The sequence below is a fragment of the Bacillus gobiensis genome (assembly GCF_001278705.1).
GTDB lineage: Bacteria > Bacillota > Bacilli > Bacillales > Bacillaceae > Bacillus > Bacillus gobiensis.
Genome location: NZ_CP012600.1, coordinates 867,839 through 880,511, shown reverse-complemented (window position 1 = coordinate 880,511; position 12,673 = coordinate 867,839). Strand labels below are relative to the sequence as shown.

Annotated in this window: 16 protein-coding genes; 3 read left to right on the top strand and 13 right to left on the bottom strand. The window is 38.9% G+C overall.

The window, feature by feature from the left end; genetic code table 11:
• Window positions 1-64: 64 nt before the first annotated feature.
• The 12 genes from AM592_RS04315 to AM592_RS04260 all read right to left on the bottom strand — a co-directional run bounded on the left by AM592_RS04315 (window position 65) and on the right by AM592_RS04260 (window position 8,928).
• Window positions 65-625, bottom strand: a complete 561-nt coding sequence (locus AM592_RS04315) for a Rok-like winged helix domain-containing protein (protein ID WP_053602643.1) — start codon at window positions 623-625, stop codon at window positions 65-67.
• Window positions 626-954: 329 nt separating this feature from the next.
• A complete protein-coding gene (locus AM592_RS04310; protein WP_053602642.1) occupies window positions 955-1,401 on the bottom strand; it encodes a TlpA family protein disulfide reductase in 447 nt (148 codons plus the stop codon).
• 109 nt (window positions 1,402-1,510) lie between these two features.
• Complete coding sequence (ahpA, locus tag AM592_RS04305) at window positions 1,511-2,053, bottom strand: biofilm-specific peroxidase AhpA (protein ID WP_053602641.1); 543 nt, start codon at window positions 2,051-2,053, stop codon at window positions 1,511-1,513.
• 235 nt (window positions 2,054-2,288) lie between these two features.
• The gene (locus tag AM592_RS04300; protein WP_053602640.1) at window positions 2,289-2,537 is read right to left on the bottom strand and encodes a YkuS family protein; all 249 of its coding nucleotides are present in this window, start codon (window positions 2,535-2,537) and stop codon (window positions 2,289-2,291) included.
• A 60-nt stretch (window positions 2,538-2,597) separates the two neighbouring features.
• On the bottom strand, window positions 2,598-3,725 hold the full coding sequence (locus AM592_RS04295; RefSeq protein ID WP_053602639.1) for an N-acetyldiaminopimelate deacetylase: 1,128 nt from the start codon (window positions 3,723-3,725) through the stop codon (window positions 2,598-2,600).
• A gap of 99 nt (window positions 3,726-3,824) precedes the next feature.
• The gene (gene dapD / locus AM592_RS04290) at window positions 3,825-4,535 is read right to left on the bottom strand and encodes a 2,3,4,5-tetrahydropyridine-2,6-dicarboxylate N-acetyltransferase (protein WP_053602638.1); all 711 of its coding nucleotides are present in this window, start codon (window positions 4,533-4,535) and stop codon (window positions 3,825-3,827) included.
• Between the two features lie 90 nt (window positions 4,536-4,625).
• Window positions 4,626-5,510: a transcriptional regulator CcpC gene (locus AM592_RS04285; protein WP_053602637.1), complete on the bottom strand. Its 885-nt coding sequence runs from the start codon at window positions 5,508-5,510 to the stop codon at window positions 4,626-4,628.
• Window positions 5,511-5,624: 114 nt separating this feature from the next.
• Window positions 5,625-6,068: a cyclic-di-AMP-binding protein CbpB gene (gene cbpB / locus AM592_RS04280; protein WP_053602636.1), complete on the bottom strand. Its 444-nt coding sequence runs from the start codon at window positions 6,066-6,068 to the stop codon at window positions 5,625-5,627.
• 162 nt (window positions 6,069-6,230) lie between these two features.
• A complete protein-coding gene (gene abbA, locus AM592_RS04275; RefSeq protein ID WP_053602635.1) occupies window positions 6,231-6,422 on the bottom strand; it encodes an antirepressor AbbA in 192 nt (63 codons plus the stop codon).
• A gap of 112 nt (window positions 6,423-6,534) precedes the next feature.
• Window positions 6,535-7,053: a ribonuclease H-like YkuK family protein gene (locus tag AM592_RS04270; RefSeq protein WP_053602634.1), complete on the bottom strand. Its 519-nt coding sequence runs from the start codon at window positions 7,051-7,053 to the stop codon at window positions 6,535-6,537.
• Window positions 7,054-7,140: 87 nt separating this feature from the next.
• Window positions 7,141-7,383, bottom strand: coding sequence for a YkuJ family protein (locus AM592_RS04265; protein WP_053602633.1), 243 nt, complete (start codon window positions 7,381-7,383; stop codon window positions 7,141-7,143).
• Window positions 7,384-7,707: 324 nt separating this feature from the next.
• Window positions 7,708-8,928 carry an EAL-associated domain-containing protein gene (locus tag AM592_RS04260; RefSeq protein WP_053602632.1) on the bottom strand — a complete coding sequence of 407 codons (1,221 nt, stop codon included), beginning with the start codon at window positions 8,926-8,928 and terminating at the stop codon, window positions 7,708-7,710.
• 258 nt (window positions 8,929-9,186) lie between these two features.
• Here AM592_RS04260 and AM592_RS04255 point away from each other — a divergent pair, with 258 nt between their 5' ends.
• From AM592_RS04255 to AM592_RS04245, 3 genes are all read left to right on the top strand, one after another.
• Window positions 9,187-9,684 (top strand): L,D-transpeptidase family protein, encoded by a 498-nt coding sequence (locus AM592_RS04255; RefSeq protein WP_082363724.1) that lies wholly within the window; start codon window positions 9,187-9,189, stop codon window positions 9,682-9,684.
• A 117-nt stretch (window positions 9,685-9,801) separates the two neighbouring features.
• Complete coding sequence (locus AM592_RS04250; protein WP_053602631.1) at window positions 9,802-11,091, top strand: MFS transporter; 1,290 nt, start codon at window positions 9,802-9,804, stop codon at window positions 11,089-11,091.
• 134 nt (window positions 11,092-11,225) lie between these two features.
• Complete coding sequence (locus tag AM592_RS04245; protein ID WP_053602630.1) at window positions 11,226-11,681, top strand: YkyB family protein; 456 nt, start codon at window positions 11,226-11,228, stop codon at window positions 11,679-11,681.
• Window positions 11,682-11,733: 52 nt separating this feature from the next.
• On the opposite strand, the gene AM592_RS04240 is transcribed toward AM592_RS04245, so the two are convergent.
• On the bottom strand, window positions 11,734-12,633 hold the full coding sequence (locus AM592_RS04240; RefSeq protein WP_312883781.1) for a chemotaxis protein: 900 nt from the start codon (window positions 12,631-12,633) through the stop codon (window positions 11,734-11,736).
• Window positions 12,634-12,673: the final 40 nt, after the last annotated feature.

Sequence of the window (12,673 nt, the reverse complement as noted above, 5' to 3'; positions counted from 1 at the left end):
CTTAATATTACGGCCATCCATGTGCGAAGCATAATAAAAAGCTTGAGGAACTCAAGCTTTTTTATTATGCTTCGCTTTCTTCAGGAATGTCGCCTTCTAAAATGTATTGTCCGCGATAAGGTTTTTTAACCTCAGGATACATTTTTATCAGGCTTTGCATGAAGGTCGTCATATTTGGAATTTCCAAACCGCTTTCTTTTTCGATTTCTTTTTGCAGCTCAGAGCTTTTAATGGCAGCATTGTGTCGTTTAAGCGTTTTAATAGCTGCTTCTCTTAGTTTGGCGGCTTTTGATCCAGGTCTTGCTGTACCTCTTCTTCTTCTCGAGATCCTTTCAGGCAGCTGGGATGAAGCCTCTTGAGTTTGCACCTCTTTTTGCTCTTGCGGCTGATGGTAGCTTTTCATTTCTTGAGCCGCTAGCTCTGCCAAAACTGGAAGCGATTCCGTTTTTCTATTGGATTCGCTTTCTTTCGTGTAGTCCTGCAGCTTTGGAGCTGGAATGCCGTCTAACTCTCTAAGCTTAGCATAAATTTTATCACGCTCAATTTGATATTCGCGAATAACTTTTACTTCAGCTTCATTTAGCTGTTCTAAGCGAAGTCTTAATGCTTCTCTTTCATTAAACAATTATATTACCCCCTCACAAGATAAAATCTTTTATTAATGATATTTTGATTACTTAATGATCACAGGATATTATATCATCAAATAAATTAATTTCCTCTATGCATTTATTACTATTTTATCAATTTAGTTACGGAAATAAATTCATTAATTCTAAAACAGTAATTATGTAATTAGCACATAGGCGGAAATGATACTTTCGTTATGTTGATTTTACCATCCTACTAAAATATATCAAGTAAAAAGGTATAGAATTTCCCAAATGGTTTTTATTGCTAAAATACAACAAACCCCGCCAATTTACGACAGGGTTTTACTAAAGTAGTTTTATTTTATTCGGTTTCACTTAAAACACGATTCACACGTTTTTCCAACATTTTCATTCCGCTTCCCCCGGCTTGAAAATGGCGAAGCTGGCCTGTCTTATCAAATACATAATAGGCTGGCACGTATTCATTTTCAAATGAATCGGTGAGTTTATGGCCGCTGTCAACAAAAATTGGCTGGCTGATGTCATGGTCACCGGCAACCTGTTTAATTTTTTCAATATCAAGATCATCTTCAGAACGAGGCATATGAACCGCAACGACATTCAATTTATCTTTATATTGATCACGAAATTCATTGACTTGAGGCATTGCTTCTTTACATAAGTGACAGCTCACAGACCAAAAGTGGATTAACGTTGGTTTTTCTCCAACTAAATCTTCTTTTTCAACATGACCGTTTAGCCATTCTGTTGCACCGGTTAATTCCGGCATAGGCTGACGCAATTTCATTAAAAATCCCTCCTAAAATACAAAAGATAAACTTTTCATGCGATATAAAAGGCCTAACATGTGTTAGACCTTTCATAGCTTGATCTTCTGAAAGATGTGATTTGAAGAATTAAAGAGTAGCTTGTCCTGGTTTCCAGTTTGCCGGGCAAAGTCCTCCAGTTTGAAGAGCTTGAAGTACACGTAAAGTCTCATCAACATCGCGGCCAATGTTGTTATGGAACACAGTTTGGTATTGAAGCTCACCTTCAGGGTTGATAATATACAATCCGCGCAAGGCAACCCCTTCTTCTTCAATCAATACACCGTAATCTCTTGATACAGCGTGATTTGTATCAGCTGCAAGAGGATACCTTAAGTCTCCCAGGCCGTTTTCTTTGCGGTCTGTATTGATCCAAGCAAGGTGAGTATGAATCGTATCTGTAGAAACACCGATCACTTCTGCATCAAGATCTTCAAACTCATCATAGCGATCAGACATTGCTGTAATTTCAGTTGGACATACGAAAGTAAAGTCCATTGGATAAAAGAATAATACTGTCCATTTATCATTTTTCATGTTTTCTTCTAAACTTACTTTCCCGAATTCCTTGTTCGCAAGCACTGCCTCCATCTCAAAACGAGGAGCTTGTTTACCTACAAAACGCTCAGCCATTTAAATTCCCTCCAATTTTATAATTTAGCTTTTTAAAGTTACACCTGTTCGTATACTCATTTACAAACAAATTATAAACCTGACCTGATTTTTAGTCAATATCAGCTAATAATAAATGTAAATAAGATCGATAGTTCGACCATCTTTTAAAAAAGCATACCATGTTTTTCTCCATGTAAACAAATAATCTGCACTTTAGAATAACAGCCGGCGCAGGATATGCACCAGCTGTTAATTAATGTTGTATTTTTTGTTCTACTATCTGGCAAATCTCATCGGCAGTCAGTCCTGACGCTTCGATAACAGAGCCTTCGATGACCACGTTGGAAACTCCGAGCATATTTGAATCCAAACCTGTCACTACGCAGCAGTCACACCCTTTAGCATCTTCCATGGCCTTCAAAGTAATCACATCGTAACCTTTTTCTTTAAGGGCATTTTCTACATCAGATAGAGACTCTTCAATTCCTATTTTTCCATTCATTGTTACCACCTCCACTACATAAGATGCCTCAATTGAATGGATTTTATTACTGTGTGATTCTCAATTATTCGCAGTCCTTGATAAATATTGTTTGACGATATCCACAGCATTTTCTATCGCTCTTTCGTCAGGCTTCAGCTTGGAATGGTGAAGTCCATAGGATGAATCAACTCCCAGCCAGAACATAAACCCAGGAATCTGCTCCACCATATAACCAAAATCCTCACCTGTCATTGCGGGAGCACAAACCCGTACGTCAGCCAGTCCTTCATCTGAAACAAAAGACATAAAGTCGCGAACGTATTGGTCATCATTGAATACCTGCCGATATGCGGCTGGATAACTTACGTTCACATCGCATTGATACGATATTCCAGTCCCTTTTGCCATTGTCTCTATCCTTTTTTTCACTTCTGCCATTGCTGGAACGGACAGGGTACGGATTGTCCCTTCAAGCCTGGCTTTTTCGGCGATAATGTTTTGAGCTGATCCTCCTCTGATTGTACCAATGGTAATTACCGCACTGTCCAAAGGGTCAACATTTCTTGAAATGATGGATTGCAGTTGGGTCACAAAAGAGCTCGCTGCCACTACCATATCTTGCGAAAGATGCGGAAAGGCTGCATGCCCTCCCTTTCCATTAAAATCTATGACAAGCTCGGATGTGTTTGCGAACAATAATCCGCTTCTTGTCGCTATCGTCCCTACAGGAAGCTCGGGAGCAATGTGAAGAGCCATAATCATATCCGGCTTCCACTCCTCCATCACCTTGCTGTCAAGCATAGGCTTAGCTCCGCCAGGTCCCTCTTCAGCAGGCTGAAACAAAAAGAGAAGATCATCTTTCACAGGGTTTCCCACAAACCAATCAACCAAGCCTAACGCAATGGTCATATGTAAGTCATGTCCGCATGCATGCATTTTTCCTTCGTGAATTGAGGAGAAATCATAGCTGGTTTCTTCCGTAATTGAAAGTCCGTCCATATCTGCACGATAACCAATTACTTTCTTTGGACTTGTCCCGGCTATTTTCACGAAAATGCCCGTTTTCCATGTTTTTATTTCTACCCTTTCAGATGGATAGCGAGACAAAATATTAAGAATATATTTTTGGGTCTCAAACTCCTGAAAGCCAATTTCAGGGATTTTATGCAGATCCCTGCGAATCGCGATTAATTGCTCAGTGTCCATATCTTCAACTCCATATCTTTCCATAAAGATAAAACGTTTGATTTTCTCGTGATAGTAAATAAGACGTGAATGAAGCATTCACGTCTTGGAAATATACAGTTACAGCTGGCGAAGCTCTTGTTTGATTTCTGTTTTGCCTTTTGTCTGTTCGTCTATATCCTTAATCTTTTTAGCAGGCGTTCCCGCTACAACAGTATAAGGTTCTACATCGTTAACGACAATCGCTCCGGCGGCAACTACAGCACCCTTGCCGACAGTAACCCCTTCAAGAACAACTGCATTTGCGCCAATTACGACATCATCTTCAACCACGACAGGCTTTGCTGATGGCGGTTCAATGACACCTGCAAGAACTGAACCGGCGCCAATGTGACAGTTTTTCCCTACTGTCGCTCTTCCTCCAAGCACGACGTTCATATCAATCATTGTTCCTTCACCGATGACTGAGCCGATATTGATCGAAGCTCCCATCATAATGACCGCATTGTCGCCAATTTCTACCTGATCACGAATGATTGCGCCAGGCTCGATCCGTGCTTTTACATCCTTCAGATCCAGCAGCGGTATCGCAGAGTTGCGGCGATCATTTTCTACTTCATAATCTTCAATTTTCTCTTTATTGGCTTCAATCGCAGCTGCAATCTCCTGCCATTCCCCAAAAACCACTCCTGTATTATCTGTCAAAAATGTTTTTGAGTTTTTTCCAAAATCGATTCCCTCAAGGCTGCCTTTTACGTAAACCTTAACTGGAGTTGATTTTGTACTATTTTGAATAAATGAAATAATTTCATTTGCATCCATCATTTTCATTATGTATGTACCTCCTGCCACTAATTTTCTACTTCATTACTGTATCAAAGGCTTTCCTTAAAAACAAGCATAAGAAAAAACAGCAGATCGTTACGAACCAGAGTCTTTCATCTTTTCCTCTACGACAGAAACAAAAGCCTCCACCTGCTTTAATTGAAATGTCGACTCATAGCCAAGCAGCCAAGTGTCTCTTCCGATCGGATTCCCTTTCAAATCTAATAGGGGTATTTTATTTATTTCTGTTTCATCTTTTTCATTCAACGTAACAGATGGCAATATGGCATACCCTATTCCGTGATAAGCCATTTGCTTGCACGTTTCAATTTGATCAACGATAATCGTTTGCTTTGGCGAGGTTTTAAATTTTTGATACCACCAATGCTGGATTTCTTGATAGTAGGTGCTGTCGCTTTTAAATTGAATAAACGGACGTTCTGTTTTGGCAAGGTCTTCAATACAATCGATTTCCGTGTCAGCCAAATACAAATAATCCGTCATCAAATACCTTTTTTCCCCTTTCCATTCAGGATTGCCCCTAATGATGCCGATATGAACCTGGTCATCGTACAACGCACGTACCATTTCACTGCTCCATCCAGTTAAAAGGGAAACCTTAGCTTTCGGAAATCTTTTGATATAGGATTTTAAAATTCCTGGCAGCCAGTGCTGCCCAATAATCGAAGCAGCAGCAAGCTTTAGAGTTCCATATATCTCTCCTTCAAGCTCTTCAATGCTCTCTTTCACCTTTTCTTTTTCTTTAGTCACGTCATTTGCGAATTGGATGATTTTTTCTCCAGCAGAAGTTACGGTCAATCCCTTTTGTGAGCGCAGAAAGATCTGAACGCCCCACGATTTCTCTATCGATTGAAGCCGCTGGGATAAAGCAGGCTGGGAGACAAACAATCTTTCAGACGCTTTTCTCATATTTCGTTCTTCCGCTAATACGACAAGCATTTGAAGTTCATAGAGCTGCACATTCATCCCTCATCATAAGTTTTTCTTATCCTATATTCTAATCAATCCATTATTTCATAATCAAGAGTTTTTACTAAATGGAAGAAGGCAAAAAAACAGACTGGGAATTCCAGCCTATTTGTTAAAATTACGAATGACTTTATTTAATTGTTTCAAAATCGTTCTTCTAGTAAAAATTCCTGCAAAAAGCTGTTCTTCATTTTCTACGCATACAAACCCATGATCAACGACCATTCCTAGGCCTTTAAGCAGAGGATCATTGATTTTTAATCTCGGAATATCGGTCTTCATCGCCTGTTCAACAGGTATTTGATCAAGTTTTTCGTATTCAATTCTTTTGAGGCCGATAATCTTATCCATAATCATGTTTGTGCCAATAAGGCCATGCAGCCGGTACATCGGATCCAGCACCGGTATAGCCGTATACCCCGTTTTAGTTAATACAAGAAGGGCATGCTCCAAATTATTGCCGATTTGAACATGGGCTACTTTGTCAGATTCAATCATAAAGTTTTCTATCGTCTTATGTAAAAGCTCTTCTGACTGTAAATGAATCATGTTTGCTCCGTCCCCTTTAATTCATCATAATCTAAAGCTCTTTTCCCTATTCTAATATAATTTAAACCATAGGTGAATTTGTCGAATTCTTTCCCCAAGATCCTCCGGCTTAATTTAAAAAAGATACTCTATAATTGAGTATCTCCTCCTACCTTATACTCTCTAGTTGTTAAAACGTACCCTGTCATATAAAGTAACCAGTTTCTTATAGGTTGTTTCATCTACGTCTTTCGTACCCGTTTCAATGTCGTAAAGTTCGCTGCTTAACAGCTCAAGTGCGTATTCGTTTGCAAAAAGGACATCAATTAGAAGTTTTTGTTCGTCTGCGGTTAATCCTTTGACAGAATTATTCATCGAATAAAGCCTCCCAGATGGTATTCATTTATAACAAGTTAAAGATATAAAATACTTATACCTTCGTCAAACGCACGATTCGACATCAACGGCTAATTATTCAAACTAAGTACTATTTCGTATAACGATTTGCATAGCTAAACGCAGTATATGAGTCTGGCTTAATCTTTGCTTCTATTCCCATGGCAGTTATCCTGCCTGTCATCTCTTGAATAAGTTCTTTCGTCTGGCCTTTTTTTCCTACATCCAAATGGACTTCTAGAGTGAGATCCGCTCCTTCCCCCGTAAAAGGGAGAAGGAGGTCCGTGATCTCTTCAAAATATTTCTCGAGAAAAATAGCCGTTATCTCTTGGCTGTAGGCAGTTTCCAATGAAATTTTTTCCCTGAGGCTATGTATTGGCCTTTTAATAACAGTATGTTTCAAGCATCCCCATGCACCTCTTCCTATTCGATGGAGATGTACCGCTGTAATAAATTTTGTATACTCCTGATGGACTTGTGAATCCGTTCCTATGGACAGTACATACGCCGACCGTGGATCCCTCAAGATGAATGATTTCAGCCTGTGAATGACATCCTGCATCGACATTTGATCTTCGGATAGGTTATAAAATCTCAAGGAATTTCTCATAAGCCACTCCTTTTAGAACTCATTCAGAAGAATCTAAGAGATCGGATCGTCCGTTTATCAGTAGTTCATGCGGTAGTTTTTCAGACGCTATTGCTGAAGCAGTTCAAATATTTCAATCGAAATCATATCAATATTATCAAAAGGGAACGTATTTGGTTTTTCTCCTTTAACGTATACCGTAAGCTCAAATGTTTGATTTTTTTCGAAATATTTTACACTGCAAACTTTTTCGCCTTCGACTTCAAAGTATCTTTGCGTCGGTTCATTTGCCGCCTCCGCTGATTCTTGTAAGCTTTGCAGCCTTGTAATAATACCCATTAACTGTGACATTTTTTATAATGACTCCTTTCAAAAGACAGCTTTTTGACAAACAAATTTTTGTTGGTCATCAAGCTCTACACGCATCATACCATAAAGTGAGCTCTGATTACATTTTTCACGTAATTGTTGATTGAAAAAAAAGAAGGATTTTGTGTCTTGAAAGGTAAGCATTTTATTGCCATCTTAGAAAAAATGAATAACATTTCCTTTAATAGGATGACCATCCGTTCGATATTTAAACCTATACTAAGGTTTATTTAATGAATGGCTGTCCTATTCCTTTTGTTCTCTCGCAAGAAGAAAAAGCGGACGAGTGCCGCTTAATATCAATAATTATATAAGTCCTTCTTGTTCATACAAATGCGAATAAGGCAGATCGATAAACAGATACACATTTTCATCAACAGGATAAGAGTATGTTCGTATCATTTCTCCTGTTTCAATATCGCTGTATAAATCGCTAAGAACGCCTTTTTTCAAGTGATTCATTTTTAAGATATTTTCAAGAAAATAAGGTCTCCAGCTCCAATTTTTCATTTTATATTCGGATTGCAAAATCCATTCTTCTCCTTTTTTCAGAACATTTGCGGTGAGTTGAAAGCCATTTTCATTACACATATAAATTCTAAAAGTGCAATCTGTCAGAGATTCGGCAAGCTTTACAATAAGATCATCATTTGATTGGCTTGTTTTTTTAAAGGCAGTAACGTTCTGATGGACTCGTTTATAGAACTGCTCAGAATAATCATGTACGGTTTCAAGCTTTCTCTTTTCGTGGGTGATAAATTGATTAAATTCATTTTGCAGCCGTTCCTTGAGCATGCTTCGATCAATAAATTCTTCGCCGGGACGCTGTAAGTAATATCCTTGAAAGTAGCGACCTCCATTTCTCCAGGCATATTGCAGCTGGAAATTGGCTTCGATATCCTCAAACAGCAAAGTGGCTCCTATTTTCCTGGCCAACAAGGCAATAGTATACAGGACGTATTCATAGGTCGGCGAAGGGGATGACAGTTTCAACGCCTGGAGATCGATTTTTAATAAATCGGGAGAGAGCAAGGCAATTCTGTCAAGGTTGCTGTTTTCCTTGCCAATGTTATCCACTGCTATTTTTATTCCGCAAGTTTTATAATACATGAGCATGTGGTACAGCTGTTCAATATCTCCCGTAAAATTATGCTCTGTAATTTCAATGACAATCCTTTCAAGAGAAAGACCTCTTTCTTCAAATTCCTTAAGAATGGCCAAAAACGCTTCTCCATGGTCAAGCATTAATATATTTGCATCCTGATTAATAAAAACCAGCAGATCAGGATCAGCTGTAAGAAAGTTTTCTAAAGCATTTTTTAGAATTTTTTCATCGACTTCCATTTTATATTCTTCAGGAATCGTAGGATCTAAGAAAAACGGTCCCAAACTTTTAATTTCGGAATCGATCACAATCCTCCCAAAGATTTCATAGCCTATTATTTTTTGTTCATCCGCGCTGAAGATTGGTTGATAATGAGGGCGGACAGCATCCATATTCGTCAAAATATCCAAAGGATCCAACATATTTGATCACCTGCTTTTGTTTCTTGCTCTGATTATATCATATTCAGCAGGGCATCAAAGATTATCACACCAGCAAAAAGGGTTTGCAACTTACTAAATGAAAACTAACATTTTACATCGACTAAACATATCGTAAATGAGAGCTTTTTTAAGACCAAGAGACTAAAAAAAGCCCGTTAATTCGGGATAAAAATTTGAAACGAATGTCATACACCGACCGTCCAATTCTAGGGTGACAGTGAGTAAAGGAGTGATCTGGTGCTGTATTATCAAGTGAAGCCGAACGAAACGATCGGAAGTATTGCGATGGATTTCAGGATGTCCGTTCCGTCACTAATGGCAGCAAACCCAGGGCTGAAACCAAATCAGATCATAGCAGGTACAACGATTGTGATTCCAGGAATAAGAAACCCTGCAACGATTCCCTATCACGTCATCATTCATTTAGATCAAAAAATATTGCAGCTTTATCACTCCGGAAGATTAATGAAAACCTATCCGATTGCCGTCGGAAAAATCCTCACGGCAACACCGAGCGGTGATTTTGTTGTCGTTAACAGAGAGCCGAATCCAGGCGGTCCTTTTGGCGCGTATTGGCTCAGTTTATCCAAGCTGCATTACGGAATTCATGGAACGAATAATCCTTTGTCAATTGGAAAAGCTGTTTCAAAAGGGTGTGTTAGGATGTATAATCAAGATGTTGTAGAGCTTGCTTCGATTATTCCGAACGGAACCCGTGTCTCGATAAGGAGTTAAGGTTTACGAGACGTTCGACTTGAACCGAGTAGATTTTATGCGGAATAAAAAAATTCCTTTGATTACCACCAAAGATATCATATGATGTAATAGGAAATTTTTTAAAGGAGCGTGTTCATGGATATATTTAAAAACCGCAATTTTGTCCGGCTGTTCTTTGCTGCTTTTGCCTCACAAATGGGCACAACAGTTGGGAACATGGCTTTTGCCTTTTATTTGCTGGACCGTTTCAGCAACCAGCCGGGCTATGCTACTACTGCGGAGCTAATGTATTCTTTGCCCACTATTTTTGTTTTTTTAATTGTGGGTGTTGTAGCAGATCGTTTTGACCGCAAAAAAATAGCTGAAAATTGCGATTGGATCAGAGCAGGGTTAACAGTTTTATTATTCCTATCTATTCTAACCGAATCAATTCCGCTTACGTTTTTTATTCTTTTTACGAGGAGCGCAGTCACAAAGTTTTTCTATCCTGCAGAAGCGAGCCTTGTACAAGCCATTTTAAAAAAGGAGCAATATGCGAAAGCTGCTGGTTTAAACCAAATGCTTTTTAGTATGTTTATGGTTTTTGGCGTTGGTCTCGGAGCTTTGATGTATAAAACGATAGGACTTGAAGGCGCGATTGCCATCGATTTTATCAGCTTTATTTCGTCCGGCCTTTTAATCAGAGCATGCAAAATCCCCGTTGAGGCCAGACTGCCGAACGGGAAAGCAAATTGGAAAAGCATTAGCTTAAAATCCTCTATGCGGGATTTTAAAGAAGGGCTTACCTATATTTTAAAAAATAAACTGCTTGCCTCGCTGGTTTTTGGATTCTTTGTCTTTGGATTCGTGAACGGCGGATTCGCAGTGCTTCCAATGTTTACAATGAAATATGAGCTGTCACCAGACAATTACGAAACGCATGCTTCGTTTTTTGCAATTTTTCTCGGAATAGGCTTGCTTGCGGGAAGCCTGCTCGGATCAATTCTTAGCAAAAAAGTAAAGCCTTATCATTTAATGTCAGTCCCTATTTTTATAGCTTCTGTCTTAATCTATTTGCTTGGCTATACCAACGAACTGACGATTTATTATGCAGCCGTATTTACAATCGGAATGTGCATCGGACCGATCAACATCGCTATCGGAGGATGGATGCCTAAAATTGTTCACCCTCGATTAATGGGCCGTGTAAGTGGATGGGTGGATCCTTTGACGATGTTTGCCCAATCTTTGACCCTCGGATTAATCGCTATATTATTTCCGCATGTGATTCAAAACATCGATTATATCTATTACGGTATGGCAACTGTCATACTTTGTGTATTCGTCTTCTATTTTTTCAAGCTGCCGAAATTCAGCGCGGAAGCCAAGGAAATCGATATAAACAGCGCACTTCATTCGGCCAAAGGGAAGAAAAAGGTTTTATAAAGGGAAATTCTAAGGTTTAACCATGAAAATGCGTTTTTCTTTATTGAAAAACGCATTTTCACTAAATTTACATTCTTTTTATCTGCTTGTATAATGGAGATCAAATCATATTTAATAGAACAAGGAGAGGTACTATGGACGACCATTCCAGAGCTAATAAAATGCAGCCGACAGTTGAAAATCTTTCAAAAGCAATTTATATTGTCAATCGGCATGCGAAAACTGCTCCAAACCCCAAATTTTTATATTTTTTAAAAAAGCGAGCGCTTCAAAAGCTTGTCAAAGAAGGAAAATGCAAAAAATTAGGACTTCATTTTTCCAGAAACCCAAAATACAGCCAGCAGCAATCTGATGTATTGATTGCACTCGGTGACTACTATTTTCACATGCCTCCCACTAAAGAAGACTTCGAAAAACTTCCGCATTTAGGGACATTGAATGAATCTTACCGAAATCCCAAAGCACATATGCCTTTAATTCAAGCGAAAAATCTTCTGCAGGATTATGTAGGAATTAAGGACAAGCCTGTTTCTACAACTAGGAAACAGACAAAACCGGTATTTAAAAAGCTCGGTGAAAGCTATTTTTAATTTTATCCATCTTAAAAGAGGCCGCAACGTGTGCGGCCTCTTTTTATGCCCATTACATAAGTAGGGTATCCACTTTATCAATTAACAAATTGATCTCAGGCTTCGAAATTTGCTCATCCGCTCCTACCTTCTGCCCTCGATATTTCATTTCTTCTGTAATCAAGGATGAAAAGATAACGACAGGAACATTTGCGCATCTAGGGTCTTCTTTTAACTGGTTCGTTAGATGAAAGCCGTCCAGTTTGGGCATTTCTATATCAGTGATCACTAAATCAACATACTCATGCAGCATCGATCCTTCAGAAATAAATGACATCATATGCCGATATGCTTCTTCTCCGTCTTTAAAGCATTGAATCGTATGATATCCGGCATTCGTCAATTCAGTTTCCAGCATGTTTCGAAGAAAAGGAGAGTCTTCCACTACAATTAAACGTTTGTCTACTCTGATTTTTCTGTTGCCTCTTTCATGGACTTGATAGGCATTATATCCATTATCAGCTTCAATATCACACACGATTTTTTCAAAATCCGGGAGAAAAACAAGCTTGTCGTCTAATTCAAACATGCCTGTTATATAACTCTCAAAGCCATGGTTAATTGCCTCAGGCCCATCAATCTGTTTCCAGGAAACCCTGTGAATTTGGTAAACTGCATCGCAGCGGAACACAAGCTTTTTTTGATTCATTTCGGCAATCATAAATTTTTCATCCAATTGGTTAGCTGGTTCCAGACCATAAACGGAAAAAAGGCTGATAACTGGCAATACCTCTCCCCTTACAGTGACCATTCCTTCAACATACGGATGAGAATGCGGGATATTGGTTATCGGAACCGGTTCGATAACCTCTCTTACTTTCATCACATTGATCCCAAAGAGGTTCGAACCAACCTCAAATTTCACAAGCTCAAGAAGATTTTCCCCTTTGACAATTGGCCCTTTCTTAGCTATCACCCTAATCCCTCACTATCTTAACTAGTCTTACTTATAT